Below are 20,735 nucleotides of genomic sequence, written 5' to 3'. Positions count from 1 at the left end.
CAACTTTTATTTTTTTAATGCGTCAAATTGACCGTTTTTAATTTGTAAAACTTGAACTTCCATGGAAGGGTCGCGTTTTTCGTTGAACTTGAATTGACCAGTTACACCAACAAAGTCAGCAATATTTTTCAAAGCTTCTCGGAATTTTTCACGATCTGTAGTGGAACCTGCTTTTTTCAAAGCTGCTTCATAGAGGTATACCGCATCATAAGCTTGAGCTGCGAATTGGTCTGGTTCTTTACCGTATTTATCTTTATAAGCTTTACGGAAATCTTTTACCTTTTGATCGTCTTTGTTAGGGAACCAAGGTGTACCTACGATAACGCCATCAGCTGCAGCACCTGCAATTTTAATGAATTCAGGGCTGTTAAAGCCATTGGAACCAACTACAGGTTGATTCATACCCATTTCACGCATTTTTTTCATGATTAATGCGCCTTCTTGGTAAAGAGAAGCAACTACGATAACATCAGGTTTTGCTTGTTGAATCTTAGTTAATTGTGCAGAGAAATCAGTATCTTTATCTGCAAATGTTTCAGTATCAACGATTTGTACGCCTACAGCTTCCAATGCTTTACGAGCTGTATTATTTACAGATACCATTTGGTCATTATTGTTGGAGTACATAATAGCTGCAGTTTTGAAGCCTAAAGTTTTATGTGCTTCTTTAATTGCAGTATCTACTGCCAAGGATTCAGGTACAGCATTACGGAAAATGTAATCGCCGATATCTGTAATACCTTCAGCAGTTGTAGATGTACCAAGAGCTACGATTTTACTTTTGTTTGCTACAGGACCAGCTGCCATCATTTCACCAGATAACATTGGGCCGATAACAGCTACAACTTTATCCTTAGAAATTACTTTATTCATTGCATTAATTGCTTCGTTTTTATCACCTTTAGTATCTTCTACTAATAAGTTAATTTTTACAGCATTTGCATCAGCGTTAATTTCGCTTACTGCCAATTCTGCACCAGCTTTAATGGACTCACCATATGCGGCTGCACCACCAGTTGTTGTTGTCAACAATGCGATTTTAGCTTCATTGCTATTTGCATTACCTGCATCTTTATTACTGCCACAACCAGCAGCAACTGCCATTACACCAGCAAGGCCAAAAATGACTGCTTTTTTTAACATGGATTTATTCATGTTACACCCTTCCTTTAAAACATAAAACTTTGATTCTATACCTATATTATGAGAAATTTCAATCTTTTGTCAATTAAAAGAAAATGATTTTAATTCCTTAATAATATATACATTAAAAAGCTATTCACATAGCCGTTCCCACTTCTCATATAATGAATCCAACTCAGTTTGAGTCTCTTCAATTTGTATGGAAATTTTAGACATTTCATCTAAATCTTGTTGTACTACAGGATTCGCTAATTGCACTTCATACATCTTCATCGTCGCCTCTAAACGAGCAATTTCAGCTTCTACCTCAGCTAATTGTTTTTCTACCATATAAGCATTTGGCTTCTTCTGATTTTCCTCTATAGTTTCTGATGCTGAAAGCATTGACTCATTAGTAGGAGTAGCTTTACTATCACGCTTACTGCTCTCAGAGTTTTTCTCATTAGCTAATGCTAATAAGTCTTCTTTCTCTTTCAGCTTTTCCTTATAGTATGAATAATTACCGAGGTACTCTGTAAATTTACCTTCATCTAGAATTACTGTTTTTGTAGAAACTTGATCTAAGAAGTATCTATCATGAGAAATAATAAAGCAAGTCCCTTCAAATTGTTGTAATGCTCTTTCTACGATTTCTCGTGTAGGAATATCTAAATGGTTTGTCGGTTCATCTAAAATTAGGAAATTATCGCCTTGAAGAAATAACTTAAGCAAAGCTAAACGAGCGCGCTCACCACCCGATAATTCACCTACTAACTTAAATACATCATCCCCCTTAAATAAGAACGACCCAAGCACATTACGCGCCTTATCCTCACTATAGTTAAAGTGATTCATAATCTCTTCTACTACCTGCCAAGAATCGTGCAGCTCTTCGTGCTCTTGTGAGAAGTAACCCACTTGTACCCGATTGCCAATATCTACATGACCATTTTCAGGGAATAATTCTCCTACAATAGTTTTCACCAGTGTAGACTTACCAGCTCCATTAGGCCCGATAAGTGCTACGGATTCACCACGTCGAACAACAAGAGAGATATCATCAATAATACGACTTTCACCATATCCTACAGATAAGCGATCTAGTACTAAAACCTTATCGGCACTCATTGCTGCAGGAGGGAACGAAAATTGTAAATGATGTGAAGTAACAGGTGCCTCTAGACGTTCTAATCGATTAAGTTGGGACTGACGACCACGAGCCATTTTAGACTTGATACCAGCACGGTATTTATCTATATAAGCCTCTGTTTTCTTAATGTACTCCTGTTGTTTTTCATAAGCCACCATATCTGCCTTTAAGCGTTCATCCCGTTGTTGAATATACCGACTATAGTTACCGCGATAGGTTGTAGCCTTATGATTATCTAACTCTACAACACCTGTGACAATACGGTCTAAAAAATACCGGTCATGACTTACAATGAGAATTCCACCCTGATAGGCAGATAGGTACCCCTCTAACCACTCCAGCATATCCATATCTAAATGGTTAGTTGGTTCGTCTAAGAATAAAAAATCGGGACTACGTACTAATGCTTTAGCTAAGTTAATACGTGTTTTTTGACCACCTGAAAATGCATTAGCCGGCTTATCTAAGTCATCGTCAGTAAAACCAAGACCATAGACTATGCGCTTTGTCTTTTGCTCGTAGTCATACCCGCCTAACCATTCTAGACGATTCTGTAAATAATCTAAGCGTTGTAAATCCGATTCGCTAGCCTCTTCAGATTCCAATCGACTAGTGAGTTCTTTTAATTGTTTTTCCAATGCATGAACATCGGCCCAAGCCTTTTCTATTTCCGTAGCAAGGCTATCATCCCCCAGATTTACATCTTGTTGTAAATAGCCAATACTAGCAACAGGCGACTTGACTACATTACCTTCATCCAGCTCTTCATAGCCTAATATGCACTTTAACAAGGTAGATTTTCCAGCCCCATTAGGGCCTACCAAGGCGAGTCGATCACCTTCTTTTAACTCAAAGGACACATTGGAAAATACTTGGCGCACTCCAAACGATTTTCCAAGGCCTATCATTCGAATGCGTTCCATTCACAACCTCCTAATCATTTACTCTTCATTATACCACAGTTGCCCTCACTAACATTAGCATTTCTATAGAATCTTTTGTTTTTCGACTATGACGGAATAATTTTCCTAACAAAGGGATATCTCCTAAAATAGGTATCTTTTGTATTTGATGTTGATCTCGATTGTCCATGAGTCCACCAATAACCAGCACTTCTCCTGGTTGTAATCGTACTCTTGTATGTGCTTGACGTGTGCTTATTTTATAGGCTTTCATTTCAGATACCATAATAGGTGTACTCACCTCTGCATGTATTTTAGCATCTACACCATCATCAGCAGTAATAATAGGAGTATAATTCAACTTAATGCCCACCTCTTCATAACGAGTAGAACGCTTTCGTTCTCCATTCACTTCCGATTCTTCTATAACTGGTATTCTTTCACCTATCAAGATATGTGCAGTCTCACCATTGAGAGCCATGATAGATGGCTTTGCAATTAGAACGGCTTTACCTGAGCTTTCCATAAGACTTAGCTCTGGTTTTACAAAAAACTTATAGGCTTCTCCAGTCGGAGTTTTGCCAAAGGTAACGGCACCATAGGAATGTGTTTTATCTTCTCCATGGCCGGTCAAGCTAAGCCAAGACCATCTAAATCCTTGTTCCTTAGCATAGGATTGTTCCATAGCAATGATGGTAGCTTCTAATTGCACTTGTTTTGGTTCCTTGTCGATAGCACGTACTAAGGTTTCTACACGTCGCTTTTCTCCACTCGTCAAATGCATAATTACTTCGTTTTGTTCTGAAAGCACTGCCATTTTATCGTTTTTTACCACTGTGCCTACCACATTTTTCAAAGACTCAGCCGGCAAATGTTCAGGTGATATAACATATAGCTCTCTTTTTTCAAGTGTTTCATCATCAGAATCAATAAGAAGGGTATTATGCTCCTTCGATACGGAAAAATGATATAACTTACCTAATTCATTAATAATTGCTTCTGGTGATTCTCCCTTTACAGTGGCCGTAATACTCCCTTTTAACGACTCTACACCAATTACGGATATACCATAACTACGACAAATGCCTAAGACGGTCTCCTTTAAGGATGCATTGCGTACAGAAATCGTTATGAGTTCGTTCCCAACCTTTTTTTCATTTTTATCTACTTCACTACTATTTACGATAGTTTCAGAACTACTAGCAGTTATTCTATCATTTCTATTAGTACCTATCCTATCAGTACTATTAGCAAATACCATGAACGGAGTTACAAGCATGACGACCATCCATAAGCTTATTCGCAATATAACTATCACTATAATCTTATCTATATATTTTAGACCTAGAAAGTTTACTCGATTCTTAGCCACCGTGATGAACCTCCTTCAATAATTTCTACACCACTTGCAGTTATCTTAGATACTGATATTTCTTTCCACACACTTCCTATACTAACCATTTGTTCCTCTGTACCTTTTCGTAAAATGGCAATATTCTGTTGGCCCTCAATAATACCTATAAGCTCTATGGGATGTTGTTTGATAGGATTACTTATAGTAGGTTGTATACTAGATTCAACTCGTCTAGCACTAGTATCTTTAGATTTTAATTCAATATAATTACCACTATGCTTTTTATTATTTCTTATTTGTTGATATTTTCCATTTCTACGACTTTTATCTTCCGTTTTTCCAAAAGTACTTATTTCATCATCGGACTCATATAAATCATTATTTATATCAACGAAATTGCCATTACTATCTTTAGTTATCTTATTCTGACCAAGTAAATCATCTATAGGAATATCTTTAAAAACCTCTCGCCAAGGATTTGCTCGTTCAACACCGGTAATATCATATAATAATCGTCCATGAACATTGCTTTTTACCTCTCTATCCTTTACATTTTTTATATCACTTTCATCTTTAAAATAGTTCTTTCCTTTCCCTGTTCTATTACCATGTGTTGTTTCTTTTGATAATTTCTCTGAGCCTCGTTCATTTTGATTACCATCTCTACCATTAGATTGATCTAAACTAATATGAACATTTTCCTCCTCATGAGGATAAAAAATACCAATACCTAAAAGGGCCACCGCAATGATAAGGAAAATACCAAGTGCAAACTTATAGTGGCGCATAATAAAATGCTGCTTATCAATCCACATTTTCATACGTTCTATATAGTCTCGTAAATTCATAATCCACCTCCTGCTGACATATTCTAGGAGGCTCTTTTAAAATCCTACAAAAAAATGACTCTACCAGTCACCACGGTGACTAATAGAGTCATTCATTATATTGACAAATCAAAACTATTTGTTCTTTATTTACTACTAAACCCATCTGGATGAGATGTATGCCAATGCCATGCATCTTTGATAACATCAGCAACATTACTAAATTTAGGATCCCAACCAAGTAAATTTTTAATTTTTTCAGAGGATGCAATTAATGTTCCTGGATCACCAGCACGGCGATCACCATATTGAACAGGAATATCGATACCTGTAACCTCTTTTGCAGTCTCGATGATTTCCTTTACAGAGAATCCATTGCCACTACCAAGATTAAATACTTGAGATTCTCCGCCTTTACGTAAGTAGTCCATAGCCAATACGTGAGCAGTTGCTAAATCATTGACATGAATATAGTCGCGTACACATGTGCCATCAGCCGTATCATAATCAGTACCAAATACAGTTATATGCTCTCTTTTACCGCGAGCCGCATCTAACACAAGTGGAATCAAATGAGTTTCAGGATGATGGTCTTCTCCAATCATACCAGACGGATCTGCACCGGCCGCATTGAAATAACGCAACGCAACATATGTAGAACCATAGATAGAACTATAATCAGACATCATTTCTTCTATCATCAATTTAGTGCGACCATATACATTTGTTGGTTGCAGTTGAGCATCCTCACGAATAGGCACTACCTTTGGCTCACCATACACAGCAGCCGTACTAGAAAATACAAAATGCTTTATACCTGCGGTACGAGCAGACTCAATAAGGTGATAGGAACCAACTACATTATTTTCATAATAAATAGCTGGATTTTGCATGGATTCACCAACTTGTGAGTGAGCAGCAAAATGCATTACACCTAGGATGTTATGTTCTTTCATAATGCCTACTAGTTTAGGATCTGCAATATCCATATTGTAGAACTTTACCCCTTCAGGAATAGATTCTACATGCCCTCGAGATAAATTATCTACAATGATTGGTGTATATCCTGCTTGTTGTAAAGCACGTACAGTATGACTCCCAATATAACCAACACCACCTGTTACTAAAATATTCATAGTTCCCCCTCATGAATTATGTACATCCTTTGCTCGAGCCAATTTGGGCCCAATGAGACGCTTATAAACCTCTACCCCTGGTTGATCAAAAGCATCAACGCCCGCAAAAATGGACTCAAAATAAACGGCCCAACAATGCATAAACATAATTTCCCCTAAATGGAATGCGTTTAATGTTGGTACAGTTATAGTCATGTTAAAACGATTGTCACTAGACAAGGCTTCTCTATTAGCATCTAAAGCAATGTTTAAAATATCACAAATGCCTACATCAGATAGAGAGTGTAAACGTTCATATTGACTATAAGAATCTGGAACAATGAGATTATGTTTCCAGTCCTTAACCTTAATAAATTGAACTACCTTATTTAGGCGCCCCTCTTGATGCTCTTGAACTTGAGCATGCATATCCATAGTACCTACTGCAGCTACTGGCGTGCGGCCATATGGTAGACAAGTATTACTCATTTTTCCAAGAGATTCGGATAGGAGCTGTACATACCAATCAGATAATGAGTGGAGTGCTTCACTATAAGGCATAAACACCTCTATAATACGACCATATCGTTCAGATGCAATATATTTCAATAATGCACTTAAAAGGCCTGGATTTTTAAAAATGTCTTCTTCTTGACATGCTACATCCATAGATGCAGCACCAGCTAAAAATCCTTCAATATCAAATCCTACAAGAGCGGCCGTTACAAAACCAACTTCTGTAAATACAGAGAAACGACCACCTACGCCATAAGGAATACTATAGGTCTTCCAATTATTTTCTATCGCCATAGATCGTAAAATCGTAGGATGTTCATCATCAGATACATCTGTAACAGCTATCACTTCGTAGTTAATATTACGATCTTGTAAAGCCTTCTCCAAAATCATGAAGTTAGCCATAGGTTCAATGGTAGATCCAGACTTAGAATTAATAACGAGCATCACCTTATAATCAGGACCTTTTTTCTGAGCTTGACACTCTAACGTACGAATTAGCCCTACTAAGTAATCACCATCCACATTAAAGCCTGCAAAGTACATTCTAGGATAGCCGTCGCGTTCCTCTGCACTGTAGTTATTCCAAAATGCTCCACATTGCACATCAAAAATAACTTTGCTTCCCAAATAGGAGCCCCCAATACCTAGAGATACAACCGTATCAATATTATGGCGTGCATAGTCACGTAATTCGTAGAGCCGCTCTAACATATCTGGTGTATTGATACCATCTTCTGAAATATATGGAAGTTGGTAAAACAACACAGGTTCAGGTAAACCATCTTTAGAAACATGACCTTCTTCGAAGCCTGTAGAACGCAAAATATTTGTATGACGCCATACATTTTGTATAGCTCGTTCAAAATTATTCACATCGCGTTCTTGTATGCAACTTTCATTATATATATTAGCATAATCTAACTCAAAACCTGATTGTAATCGCAACATCAAATATCTCCTTCACTGACATTTTATGTACAATATTTTTTTATTATACCATAAAAGAATGAATAAAATATTAGTTTATACAATCATTTTACCCACAAGCCATAACCGAATCCAACTGCATATACAGACCAAAGTAATGCAAAAGGAATGGCTAATTTAAATTTAAGCTTTAACGTCTTATGACGCCATAGGACCATGCCTAATAAAGCACCAACACCCCCAAAGGCAAACGCTAAAAATAATAATGTAAACTCTGAAATTCGATCATATCCATTAATGGCACATAATTTATCATATCCATACAGACTAAATACGATAAGATTCCAAATACCTACGGTCACCCAAAATTGCGTATCACTCATATCCCCAAACCTTATTTTTCTTACTTATGATGAGCTTTAAAATATTCCAATGTCTTTTGTAAACCAGCTTCTAATGTTGTAGTGGCAATAAAACCAAAATCACGTTCAGCTTTCACATTACTTAAGCGCGAATGTTTAATATCCCCTATACGTTCATTTTCATAATAAACCATAAAATCTGTCCCACTAATAGCCCGGAATCGCGTAATCAACTCATTCACAGATGTTCCCATATTGGTAGATACATTATAAATACCTGTGCATTGACCATTCTCCATAGCCTTAATATTAGCATCTACCACATCATCTACATAAATGAAATCTCTAGTTTGCTCACCATCACCAAATACAGTTAATGCTTGCCCTTTGACAATCAAGCGGTTGAAAATACTGATAACACCACCTTCACCGCCATCACCTTGACGTGGTCCATATACATTTGCATATCTAAAGCATACTGTATTTAATCCAAAAGCTTCATGATAAATTCGCAAATAACCTTCTGCAGTAAGCTTTGTCAAGCCGTAAAAAGACGAAGGCATACCACTCAAGTCTTCAGTCAATGGCAATACTGCCAAGTCACCATATACAGCAGCTGATGAAGGCATTAAAAATTGTTCAACTTTCACTTTACGACAAGCATCGAGAACATTAATAAGCCCTATTAGATTTACATCACAGTCATAACTTGGGTTCTCCATGGAGGATTGAACCATTGTTTGCGCCGCTTCATGAAATACGATAGACGGCTTAAACTCTTCAAATACAGATAGTAATTTTGGATCTCGTACATCCATCTCAATAAATCGAGCATCTTCATGTACAAAGGAGCGCATACCTGTAGATAAATCATCTATAACGAGTACATCGTGCCCTAATTCAATTAATCTATCAACTAAATGGGACCCAATAAATCCGGCCCCACCAGTAACACATATATTCATAGCGCCCTCCCTTCTAATATCTTTAAATACCTGCACCTTGTTTTGCTAGTGCATCAGCCATTTCATTATATGTATCGCCTGTATGAGCAGCCACCTTGTGAAAGTATACTCGCACATGATTTTTTATAGAATCATAAAATGCTGAATACTCTTTGGTTAGCTCATTATTACGTTTCCATCTCTTAGTAGCCCACATTTCTATGCCCATATAATCATAGTAAAGTGAGCATTCAGAAATTCCATTATCAACAGCATATTTCATAACATGCATAGCAGCCAACAACTCACCAGCTACATTCCAAAACGATGTATATCGTTCATCAGTAGAGGAAAAAGAAAAAGTTTTCCTCTTGCCATTCAAAAAGATAACCCCACCTGCCCCAACAGTATTAGTCTCTTTATTATAACTACCATCGATATACCCAACCATATAGTTTGGAATAGTAAAATCTGGTTTCACAACACTTGCTGATACTTTACTTTGAATACTAGAACTAGAACCTATAGGCCTAGAATTTTTAGATTTAAACTTCACTTCTTGTGGCGATTTAAGTTCACTCTTTTTAGCGCTCATAAAATCACTTAAAGACAAACCTGAATTCTCTACAAAAGCACGTGCTTCTACTTCTGTGGAAAATGATTTGTAGATAGCACCACCATAGCCCTTTACTTGTTTCTCACAGTCAGACCATGTAGTGTAAACTCCTGGCACACGACCCTGACGAACAGCATAAAACTTTTTTGCCATACGCCCCCCTTAATGGTCCATTGTCAGTTCAACAAATTCAGCATTTACGACAGATGCCAAATCCTTTGGATTTACCTTCATTTGCATCCCGCGTAAACCTGCGCTTACATATACAAACTTTTGGGGTTCCATAGTAGCATCAAAATAGGTAGGAAATGCTTTTTTCATGCCTACTGGAGAACATCCACCGCGCAAATAACCTGTAATACTTAACAAATCCTTAACATGAACAAGCTCTACAGACTTATTATGACTAACACGTGCTGCCTGTTTCATATCTAACTCTTCAGCCACAGGAATACAGAATACTACATATCCAGTTTTGTCACCTTTGCCAACTAATGTTTTAAAGACTTGTTTCTCATCGAGTTTTAATGCTTCTACTACATGAAGGCCAGCAGCACGCTCTTCAGACCACTCATATTCGCTAATACTATAAGGTATCTTATGAGTATCTAAAATACGTAATGCATTTGTTTTTTTATGTTTCTCTTTACTCATCATAACCTCCATATACTAGCATAGCAAATAAATTTAATCATTACATAATATATTTCTATAGACAAATATAATTTTTCATTACTATTTATTTATGATTTTATTAATATTTTTTAATTCAATACGCAAAGTACCATCATCATTAGTTTTTATCTCAATAAACTCACGATTTTTCATATATTCTACAGGAAATGAAATCTCAATACCTGTATCTGTTTTAATCTTATGATGCTCTCCAACCTTCGTGGCGAACTCACGATTTACTGGCAAAGGACGCAGCATATCCGCATCAGCTAATTCTTTCTTTGCCGCCTCTTGTTGAATAGGATTCGCTTTAAATACCTCTTCTACAATACGAACAGGATCAACGGTATCTGATACTTCTGCATTTTTAGCAATCATAGATTTAGCGGTTGTCAACTCAACAACGCCATCAGACTCATGAGCTTGAGCCACCTTATCTACGATAGTCTTTACCTTTCTCACCGTATCTCGCGAGGATTGATTAGTCCCTAATTGCAAGACCTTATCTGCTAGGATATAGGATACCTCACCATCAAATTCACCTTTAGGTTCAAAAATACGAACACTAAAATTAGAGAGATTAATAGATGCAAAGGCCCGTAATTTTTGTGATGGCATAGGTAGTACTGCCTTATGAGAAACGAGTTCTGTAGCCAATGTACCATCATCTTCACTGAATAATTGATGGGTAAAAGCATCATGAGCTTGACACAAAAGAATACAAACATAAGGCATATCCGTAACGGCTTCACAGATAATTGTATCAATAACAACAAAATCAGTAGCTTGTTTCATGTATGTAAACAAGCTTTCACCTAAATTCTTACATAAATCAATAAACTTAAGCGCTCCATTTTTATAGTCTACTAATTGTTTGCCTACAGGACTCGCATCATGTAGGGTTCCGGTTCTAGCCCCTGGATCTTTAAAAGCCTTAACTACATGATTTGCTATATAATCTTGTATAGCTTGATCCCCAACCTTTAATTCATGTTCAGAATATACAGCTAACGAGGATGTAAAGTCGAAAATCTCTAGCGCCGCCTTATTAATCTGCATGATGCCTCCTTGTAGTACAAAAAATGTTTACCCTTTATTATACCACTCTTTTAACTTTCGTTTATCAACTTTTGAGCATTCCGTAAGGGGTAACATAGGAATTTCTATTATAGCTTTTGGCCACTCTACAGGAGGTCTTTTATTATGAATAAGTTCTATAACTTCACTCAATCTAGCCTCACCATCTAGCACCATATAAACTACGTAGTCTTCTCCTCGTATCTCATCAGCAATATCGATAATAGCAACCTCGGAAACCCCTTGTAAGGATTGTAAATACAATTCCATCTCTGGGATAGAAATTTTATATCCCCCTTTATTGATTACGTCACCTGCTCTCCCATTAAACATAAGATACCCGTCACTATCAATGTATCCACAATCATTTACAGTATACGTATTGGGAATCCCTTCAATACGATAATTTGTTGTCACATAAATGACATTATCATTCTCTGCGATTTTCACGGTTGGAAATGGTCTCCCTACCGTACCTTCTCGCGCTAACCATTCTTTACCAGTGCAATACGTTATATAGTTAAGCTCTGATGCACCATAGTACAAGATAAACTCCATATCAGGGCATATATGTTGTAACTGTTCCATTAATTGTCGATCCAGAACTTGAGATCCTGCAATGATGTATTTAATGGATGATAATTTACTTTTACAATGTCGAACCAATAATCGTAGTTTCGTTGGTAATGCATATATATGGTCTACATTGTATTCCTCTATAAGCTGCATCCATCTACTAGGACGCAAGGAACTCGTTGTAACAACAGTCCCTCCAGCCCATAAAGAGGCAATGACCATATTGCTAACACCTGTGAAACTAAAGTTTCCCTGTAAAAAGATTTTAGTATCTTTGTTTATATGAAAAATATCATTTTGAATATCAAAAAAATCGCGCCAAGACATTTCTCGTCTCCACAAAGGTTTTGGTTGTCCCGTAGTCCCCGATGTAAGTACCCCAAAATCAGCTAATGGCGGTACACCTTCATAGGCTATAACACGAGCTAGCTCATCTACATAAGCCGTATCCATCTCATTGTGACATACCATAGGAATATTACCTTTATGTAATGCCCCAAGCCACTGTGTAAGTTGTTCAACAAACGACAGTTCCTGAATTAAAAGAATCTTAGTATTTAATGTCTTTTTAGACTGAGTAAGATTTACAATGCGACTTGTATTATTAATATCTACCGATAGAATAGCATCATATAGTTCACCATATGTATATTGTATGTCATCTACGATTAAAGCCATTTTATGGGGCTCTAAATCTTTATGCTGTTGTAAGCGTTCAATAATTGTCATATTACATGCGTTCCATAATTAAAGCCGTACCTGTGCCCCCTGCACCAGCAATAGCACATAAACCATAGCGACCACCACAAGATTCTAAAGCAGCCATACAGTGAAGCACTAATATGGCACCAGAACATCCATAGGGATGTCCATAAGCTAAGGCACCTCCAAGCATGTTATATTTTTTAATGTGATTAGGGTACGCCTTGTTAAAAAGAACATCAATGATGGCAAAAGCTTCATTCCATTCCACCACATCAATATCATCCATAGTTAAACCTGTACGTTTTAAAATGCCTTCTGTGCTTTCAAGAGCACCCTCCGGACTAAACTGAGGATTTCCTGCCCAAGGTTTAACGCTATGAATTTTAAAAGGACCTTTTTTATTAGATAAATATACAAAGGCCGCTCCATCATGAGTTAAACACGCATTGCCTGCATTTGTAATAGAGTCAGCTCCCAACAAAGGTTTCATCCTAGACAAGAGTTTTTCGTTCATCGTAGGTCGAATACATTCATCTATACATCTTTTACCATCTATAGTAATAGGCATAATATATGACTGTAAATATGGGTTATCTAAAGCTGCTGATGCTCTTTGATGACTGCCAATAATATGCGGATATAAATCTTCCTTTGTTACATTGTATTTATGAATAGTCCGCTCGGCCCCTTTGAGCATAGCTAAAGGCGATTGATCTTGGGGCGTAAATTGAGCTACCTTATAGGGACCTTCTCGGTCATCCCCAGATGCATACACCCGCTCTGGCTGTAACGACGAACTTTCAATACCGCCTGCAATAGCAGAATCCATAATACCAGACACAATATGTGCATATGCTATCTCAATACTCATCAAAGCTGAGGCACATTGCATATCAACGGTGATAGCAGGCACAGAATTTGGTAAATTACACATAAGACCCATGAGACGGCCAAGGTTACCACCAGTACCAACTGCATTACCACAGAAGATTCCATCTATATGTGAAATAGTATAACGATTAATTATTTCATCAATTACTTGAGAGCCCAAAATCTCGGGTCTCATATGTTTATATTGTCCATTTAAAACGCCGATAGGACTTCTAAGCCCACCATGAATATATACTGACATATATACTCCTTCTATTAAAAGCAAAAAAGAGGCATCCCGCAGAATGCCACTTTAATTGTATTCTAAATTTTAACTTTAGTTGCTAACCAAGAAGCAACCAGACATTTTACGATATCTCCAGGAATAAATGGGAACATGACTACAGGCAAGGCCGCCCAAAGTTCTGTTTTTGTAACAATCATAAAACCTGCTACACCAAAGAGGTACACTACAGGAATGGTAATCACAAGAGATCGCCAGGCATAAGAGAAAAAGCTTTTTTTAGAACCTTTAAATATACTTAGTAATGTATATGCAACTGGCCAAGAAAAAATAAAGCCACCTGTTGGTCCCAACAATTTGCCAAGACCAGCCGTACCGCCAACAAATACTGGTAACCCAACTGCACCAAGCAAAATATAAATGATAAATACGATAAGTGCATCCTTAGGCTGTAACAATAGGCCGATTAATGTGGCTACCAAAGTCAAAGCCGTTACCATAGCGGGACTAAATGGCAATGGGAAAGAAATATATGCTGAAATACATAATAAGGCTGTTAATAAAGCCATTTTTGTTAAACGTCTTGTTTCCATAATTACCTCTAACTAATACATCTTTGTTTCAAAGATGATGAATCTTCATTTTCACCAAAAAACGTAGCCGAAAATGCCAATGTATCGCCAATGTAACCTTCTACATGAGCATCTTCAGGATATTCCACCAAAGTTACCTTGTCATCTGCAATAACTGGTGCATGAAAATAAATCGCCATTTGCAGAGCAGATTTACTAATATTCCAAAAATCCCACATCGTTTCTAAAATCATGCAGCCAGGAACAACATAAGGATTCTCACGATGGATGGGGTTCGTATCATTAATATCATTTACAAATCGTATGACCTCTTCCTTAGAGAAAGATATAGCACCATCTGTTCCCTGTTGGTTTATAGTAGAACGAATGTTAAATTGTTTTGGCACTGGTCGTAAATCGACCATTAAGAAGCCAGTCGTATCCATAATACCAATTGTGGTGGTTTTAGCTACTTTCGATACAATTTCACATACGGTTCTATCACTACCTGAGGAATCATAATGCATATGTTTAATAACGCTATGTCCTGGCAGGTTCAAATCATTATTACATAATGCTTTAAATAATGTTCTCATATAATCACAGTCCTTTTATTTATTCAATATCTTGATTATAATCAACATTATTTCATTCGTCAACAAAATGCATTGTTCATATGTTAACAAATAAATATCAAATGAGTTTGAAACTATAAATAAAAAGAGCCTATGACATATATCATAGGCCCCTCACATGGAAGTCTCATAGATTATCTATTTTAGATCTAATTCCTTTAGGTAAGCTTTAAAGCTTTCACCCAATTCTTCGTTGCGCAATGCATACTCAACAGTGGCTTTTAAATAGCCCAATTTATCCCCTGTATCGTAGCGAATACCTTCATATGCTAATGCATACGTATCCGTTTTAGAGGCTGCCAATGCATCAGTTAATTGGACTTCATTACCTACACCAGGCTTAGTAGCTTCTAAGATATTGAAAATATCTGGTGTTAAAATATAACGACCTAATACAGCGAGTCGAGATGGAGCATCCTCTTTCTTAGGTTTTTCCACCAAGTTATCAACGCGATATAAATTATCAGCCAATGCTTCACCAGATACAATACCATAAGAACTAACTTTATCTTCCGGTACAAATTGAGCGCCTAAAATAATACCAGGATGCTCATTATAGCAATCAATCAACTGTTTTAAGCATGGATTTTCTGGATTGTAAACAATATCATCACCAAGTAATACTGCAAATGGCTCATCACCAATAAATGCTTTTGCACACAATACAGCATCACCAAGTCCACGAGGTGCTTTTTGACGAATAAAGTGAACTTTAATGTCCGCCAAATCCTTAATCATAGCCAATGGTTTATTTTTACCTTGACTTTGTAATAACAATTCTAATTCAACACTACTATCAAAATGGTCCTCAATAGCACGTTTATTACGACCTGTAATAATTAGAATTTCTTCAATCCCAGAATCTAAAGCTTCTTTTACAATGTATTGGATAGCAGGTGTATCGACAATAGGAAGCATTTCTTTTGGTTGTGCCTTGGTAGCTGGTAAGAAACGTGTACCAAAACCAGCTGCTGGAATTACAGCTTTTCTAATGCGTTGCATAGTATTCTCCTAACTAAAAGTCTTTACCTACAAATTTAATTTTCCATTGATCATTTTTATTTTTATGTCCATCTTTATATGTTAAGTACATATCGAAGGAGTGTAAATCACGATGCCATGTATAATAGACCGAATCAATATCCCCACTCATCATGTTATTCTTAACACTTACAGAAATATCATCAAGGCGAGTCAATTTATAGGTACCACCATAAATAAGCTCTTTTGGAAGCTCTGTCGTATCAAAACGATAAGGTGAATTATTGTAGGTAATATTTCGTTGATTATAGCTAACCCATACATTAGCACGATTACCAACTTTAGATTGGAATCTAGCCCCCCAATAAGGCATGCTACGGATACTACCATCATAGCCATAGTAGTCACGTTGGTAACCACCTAAGAAGCGCAAATCAGCATTTTTGCCAAGCTTAATAGGATTATGAGAAACTTCTGCATAATATTCTTTATGAGAACCTTTTACAGAACCCTCTTTCCAATAACCAGCATTAATACCACCACGTACAGTAATTGGAGAATTCCCTACATGATATGTATGAGTATCCAAACGAGCTTCACCTATTTTTTCTACCCATACTGTTTCATCATTATATTCATTAGACTCCTTGCTATACCCAACAGAAGCAGTCCCCCAAGGTAAATAATGACGATATCCCACCTGAGGTTTAAAACCAGATTTAGAATACCAACGATAGTCAATATAAGCTTCACCGTTTTTACCGATAGGATATTCTGTACTACCATGTAAGCCAATACCATCATCGTTACTATACGTAGGTTTTGGTATTAAGGAAAAAATACTAAATTTGCCTTCTTTGTCATGACGCAATGAAGTCGTATAAGATGGCAAGGATAATACTTTAAAGTTTTTAATATAAAAGGATGGTTTTTTAATAACGACTTTATCACCAGGATATACCTGAATATCTTGACCCTCCACACGATAATCTGGAGTATGAACAAAAGCCATTGCATGTTTTGTAGTTACCATGCCCTTTTCCATATGGCCTATTTGTCCATCAAAAGTAGCGTTATTGCCTTTTACATAATAGGGATCGCTCCATCCCATGGCTTGGTCCGCCTCAAAGTGACGATCGCTAGTGCGATACGTCATATTTTGACCTGTAATATCTTTTGTTTTACCGCCATCTTCCAAATAGCGATAGCCCCCAACAGTACGATACTCTGTAGTTTTAGTATTACCTTCAATACGTGGAGCCATCAAAGTTTGATTACCTTGAGACACCACAACATCGCCTTGAGCATATACATCACCTGTAGAGCCAGTATAAGACATTTTGTTAGCATCGATACGTGTAGGCAACTGTTCAGCAGGAGTAGCAGATTTCGCTTTTTCACCACGACGTACAACACGGATATTACTATATTCAGGTGTAGATGCTTTAGAAATTTCTCCTGCATAGGATTGACCTACGCTATCCAATGTATCTTGATATACAATAGTTGACTCAGTAGCGGCCCATACAGGTTGTGCTAAACAAACAACACATGCCGCTGCCAGCCATTGTACTTTACGTTTCCTCATGGTTACTAGAACTCCTATTACTTTAAGAATTTGTTAATTATTGATTACGCTTTACAACAACGATAGGTTGAGAAACATTTTCTACAGGTTCTTCTGGCTCCTCAACTGCTGTAGCATCTTCAGCTACAGCTGCATTTTCATCAGTATCATTATTTTCTACATATTCTTCAGATTCACCTGTTGTATTAGGTACAGTTACAGCATCAGCTAATTCATCATCACTATGAGCTAAACCATCACCACCAATAACAAGACCTTGAATTGTTACGGAATCTTGAGGTTGTACATATACAGTAGCACCAGCTGGGTACTCAATATTTTTACCTTTGATGAAAGCGCCCCCTACAAGCCCAACAGGACCGAGTAGAACTGCGCCCGCCACAGATGCACCTGCTGCTTTAACTTCACTACGAGTTTTATCCTTAGCCTCTTTACCTTGTACAGCAGTAAATTCTGTACCATCAATAGCTGGGATTGTATCAAATGTAATATCTAACGCACCATTACGACCAAAGGAACGAGCCTTTTTCAAAGAAGTAATTGTTCCGGAACCTACAGTGCCCGCAGGTACTAATAAGACATTGCCATCCATTACATTTTCTGCAACAGTAAAGGATACAGTATCACCTTCACGACTAGTTTTAGAAGAAACCGCTTCATTTAAAGTCACTTTGAACACTTGGTTACCAGACAATGTGCCTACTTGGTTAGTAAGAGACACATTGCTACCATATACCTTTGTCTTCAAAGAAATAATACGTTTTTGTAAGGAACCGCTACCAATGCGACCATTAACACTACGTTCCATCTTTTCTACACGGTCTACAAGAGATCCTGCGTTAATGCTATTTTGATATGTATATTCCAATGCATCCATTTCTTCGCGCAAAGAAATATTAGTACCACTGCCTTCTACGGAATTGTAGAGGGAGTCAACACGTTTGCTCAATGTTGCGGAATTACCATTGAAACCAGTACCATACACGGTTTCATCAAGTTGATTAATGCGGTCCACAACAGCACCATCTTGTACAGTTCCATATACAGTAGTTTCTAAAACATTTGTTTTTTCAGTTACTGTACCAGGAGCGGCAAATGCAGTGCCTGAAATTAGGGATGCCATTAAAAGTGTAAGTACTTGTTTCTTCATAAATTCCTCCACAATGTATCTAATGTATAACTGTTATACAACAGAATAAGCACGGGCCTAAGACCGTGCTTATTCCCTGAGTCTATCAATTTATATGCTCAGTGGCCATTAAATTTTCAAATCAATAATAGCAGATACACCTACGCCTTGAACACGAGATGCACCAACTGGGTTTGTGCTATCAACAGGAACTAAGCCTTTGACACGAACCATACCATTAAAGCTACCTTCTACTTGAGCAACAGCTTTAACTTCTTCAATGCTAGAAGCAGGCCCAGTAACTTGAGCAGCACCGATATAACCTTTTGTACCAATACTGATAATAGGAACTACTTTAGTTGTATATTCAGTACTCAAGTTATTTTGTTTCAATAATTTATTTAGGAAAGAGTCAATTTGTGGACCAAATTTGTTAACAACAATGCCGATACCACCAATTTTAGCTGCACCACCAAGAATGCTACTAAGTCCACCAGCTTGAGTTGTCAAGATACCACCAAATGCAGTTGTAGTTAAACAAATCCCTAGAACAGCTGTAATAATCTTCTTTTTCATAATAAGCCTCCTATAGATACTTATATTTTAACAAATTCTATACATAGATTCTAGTGAAAGTATAAGAACTTACACATAAAGATACTAACATAATATAGATTTTCGATGAATTCTTAATGAATTTTACGCAACTTAATTTAATGCTATCATCAACGATAAATCGTGTCAATATCTAATACGAGCTACATCTAGAAAGCTCAAAAATTGAAATAAAAAGATTAACAAAATGATATAGTTTAATTACTTTTATTAATTATAAATTTAACAAATTCGTGGAACCTGATCTTCGCCTAATAAATCAATCAAACGAACACCTCCAATAGCCGTTTGTAGACCAACCTTACCAATATTTTTATCTAAAGTTTTACCAATTAAAACTGCTTCGCTTCCCTCTTCAAAACTATGAAGAATCTTGAGAACTTCGTCCGTAACAGATGGTTCAACGATAAGAACTACTTTCCCTTCATTCGCTAAATATAAAGGGTCATACCCCAATATATTACATACTGACTGCACTTCTTCATGAATAGGTATGGCCGTTTCTTCAACTTTAATGCCTACTTGACTCTGATCAGCGATCTCTTTTAAAACGGTACCTAGGCCACCACGAGTGGGATCTCTCAACAAAGCAACTTGAGTTCCTACTTTATCTAATACTGCTTGAACCATCTTATTTAGTGGTGCACAGTCAGTTGTTAAGGAGTCAGATAAATCTAACCCAAACCGTTGCCCCATAACGGCAATGGAGTGATCTCCAATAGCACCTGACAAAATGATATCTAGCCCTGCTTTCACACGATGTGGACCAATATCTATTCCATCTGGAATCATGCCAATACCAGCAGTATTAATGTAGATTTTATCTACTTCGCCCTTTTTAACGACCTTTGTATCACCTGTAACAATTTGAACATTTGCGGCTTTTGCCATTTCTGACATAGTGCGAAGAATTTCATCTAGCTCTTCAAAGGCCAAACCTTCTTCTAAAATAAGACCACAACTTAAATATTGAGGTATCGCGCCATTCATGGCTAAATCATTCACAGTTCCACAAACAGCCAACTTGCCAATATTACCACCAGGAAAGAACGCAGGTTGCACCACATAAGAATCTGTAGAGAAGGCCATGCGCCCGGCTGTAACAGGAAACTGGGCACCATCGTGTAGGGGCGCCAATAAATCATTTGTAAAATATTTCAAAATAAAACGGTCCGTCAACTCATGACTAAATCGTCCACCATTACCATGGACTAAGCGAACTCGTTCCAT

20 protein-coding genes are annotated in these 20,735 nt (G+C 37.1%); all 20 read right to left on the bottom strand.

The features are described 5' to 3' along the window. Positions 1-6 precede the first annotated feature (6 nt). The 20 genes from B1A77_RS06520 to hypE all read right to left on the bottom strand — a co-directional run bounded on the left by B1A77_RS06520 (position 7) and on the right by hypE (position 20,735). Entirely contained in the window at positions 7-1,155 is a 1,149-nt protein-coding gene (locus tag B1A77_RS06520; RefSeq protein WP_008713654.1) for an ABC transporter substrate-binding protein, read from the bottom strand. 120 nt (positions 1,156-1,275) lie between these two features. Further along, positions 1,276-3,195, bottom strand: a complete 1,920-nt coding sequence (locus B1A77_RS06515) for an ABC-F family ATP-binding cassette domain-containing protein (protein WP_077708308.1) — start codon at positions 3,193-3,195, stop codon at positions 1,276-1,278. A gap of 28 nt (positions 3,196-3,223) precedes the next feature. After that, on the bottom strand, positions 3,224-4,546 hold the full coding sequence (locus tag B1A77_RS06510) for a type II secretion system protein GspD (RefSeq protein WP_038125307.1): 1,323 nt from the start codon (positions 4,544-4,546) through the stop codon (positions 3,224-3,226). Next, positions 4,528-5,376, bottom strand: coding sequence for a hypothetical protein (locus tag B1A77_RS06505; protein WP_077708307.1), 849 nt, complete (start codon positions 5,374-5,376; stop codon positions 4,528-4,530). The genes B1A77_RS06510 and B1A77_RS06505 overlap by 19 nt, the downstream gene beginning before the upstream one ends. A 125-nt stretch (positions 5,377-5,501) precedes the next feature. Next, positions 5,502-6,491, bottom strand: a complete 990-nt coding sequence (gene galE / locus B1A77_RS06500) for a UDP-glucose 4-epimerase GalE (protein ID WP_077708306.1) — start codon at positions 6,489-6,491, stop codon at positions 5,502-5,504. A 9-nt stretch (positions 6,492-6,500) separates the two neighbouring features. Then, a complete protein-coding gene (locus B1A77_RS06495; RefSeq protein WP_024061211.1) occupies positions 6,501-7,937 on the bottom strand; it encodes a glucose-6-phosphate isomerase in 1,437 nt (478 codons plus the stop codon). Between the two features lie 83 nt (positions 7,938-8,020). Next, on the bottom strand, positions 8,021-8,299 hold the full coding sequence (locus tag B1A77_RS06490) for a DUF1294 domain-containing protein (RefSeq protein WP_077708305.1): 279 nt from the start codon (positions 8,297-8,299) through the stop codon (positions 8,021-8,023). A gap of 20 nt (positions 8,300-8,319) precedes the next feature. Then, the gene (locus tag B1A77_RS06485) at positions 8,320-9,243 is read right to left on the bottom strand and encodes an NAD-dependent epimerase/dehydratase family protein (protein ID WP_077708304.1); all 924 of its coding nucleotides are present in this window, start codon (positions 9,241-9,243) and stop codon (positions 8,320-8,322) included. A gap of 22 nt (positions 9,244-9,265) precedes the next feature. Continuing rightward, positions 9,266-9,991, bottom strand: a complete 726-nt coding sequence (locus tag B1A77_RS06480) for a ribonuclease H1 domain-containing protein (RefSeq protein WP_004697169.1) — start codon at positions 9,989-9,991, stop codon at positions 9,266-9,268. Positions 9,992-10,000: 9 nt separating this feature from the next. After that, entirely contained in the window at positions 10,001-10,492 is a 492-nt protein-coding gene (gene ybaK, locus B1A77_RS06475; protein ID WP_004697210.1) for a Cys-tRNA(Pro) deacylase, read from the bottom strand. An 81-nt stretch (positions 10,493-10,573) separates the two neighbouring features. Beyond that, a complete protein-coding gene (locus B1A77_RS06470) occupies positions 10,574-11,572 on the bottom strand; it encodes a nucleoid-associated protein (RefSeq protein WP_004696999.1) in 999 nt (332 codons plus the stop codon). A 27-nt stretch (positions 11,573-11,599) separates the two neighbouring features. Next, positions 11,600-12,895, bottom strand: a complete 1,296-nt coding sequence (locus tag B1A77_RS06465) for an AMP-binding protein (protein WP_004697325.1) — start codon at positions 12,893-12,895, stop codon at positions 11,600-11,602. Between the two features lies 1 nt (position 12,896). Continuing rightward, a complete protein-coding gene (locus B1A77_RS06460; RefSeq protein ID WP_077708303.1) occupies positions 12,897-14,003 on the bottom strand; it encodes an acetyl-CoA C-acyltransferase in 1,107 nt (368 codons plus the stop codon). A gap of 62 nt (positions 14,004-14,065) precedes the next feature. Then, positions 14,066-14,578, bottom strand: coding sequence for a biotin transporter BioY (locus B1A77_RS06455; protein ID WP_004693338.1), 513 nt, complete (start codon positions 14,576-14,578; stop codon positions 14,066-14,068). Positions 14,579-14,586: 8 nt separating this feature from the next. Then, positions 14,587-15,153, bottom strand: coding sequence for a hypothetical protein (locus tag B1A77_RS06450; RefSeq protein ID WP_008600605.1), 567 nt, complete (start codon positions 15,151-15,153; stop codon positions 14,587-14,589). 177 nt (positions 15,154-15,330) lie between these two features. After that, positions 15,331-16,194 carry a UTP--glucose-1-phosphate uridylyltransferase GalU gene (galU, locus tag B1A77_RS06445; protein WP_004693334.1) on the bottom strand — a complete coding sequence of 288 codons (864 nt, stop codon included), beginning with the start codon at positions 16,192-16,194 and terminating at the stop codon, positions 15,331-15,333. A 13-nt stretch (positions 16,195-16,207) separates the two neighbouring features. Next, positions 16,208-17,761 (bottom strand): LPS-assembly protein LptD, encoded by a 1,554-nt coding sequence (locus tag B1A77_RS06440; protein ID WP_077708301.1) that lies wholly within the window; start codon positions 17,759-17,761, stop codon positions 16,208-16,210. A 37-nt stretch (positions 17,762-17,798) separates the two neighbouring features. Beyond that, positions 17,799-18,911: a hypothetical protein gene (locus B1A77_RS06435; protein ID WP_004693331.1), complete on the bottom strand. Its 1,113-nt coding sequence runs from the start codon at positions 18,909-18,911 to the stop codon at positions 17,799-17,801. A gap of 108 nt (positions 18,912-19,019) precedes the next feature. Continuing rightward, complete coding sequence (locus tag B1A77_RS06430; protein ID WP_004693328.1) at positions 19,020-19,466, bottom strand: hypothetical protein; 447 nt, start codon at positions 19,464-19,466, stop codon at positions 19,020-19,022. Positions 19,467-19,727: 261 nt separating this feature from the next. Then, on the bottom strand, positions 19,728-20,735 hold the full coding sequence (hypE, locus tag B1A77_RS06425) for a hydrogenase expression/formation protein HypE (RefSeq protein WP_077708299.1): 1,008 nt from the start codon (positions 20,733-20,735) through the stop codon (positions 19,728-19,730).

The sequence above is a fragment of the Veillonella parvula genome (assembly GCF_002005185.1).
In the GTDB taxonomy this organism is placed as follows: domain Bacteria; phylum Bacillota; class Negativicutes; order Veillonellales; family Veillonellaceae; genus Veillonella; species Veillonella parvula_M.
Note: the sequence above shows the minus strand (reverse complement) of the source record. Positions and strands in the feature narration are given on the sequence as shown.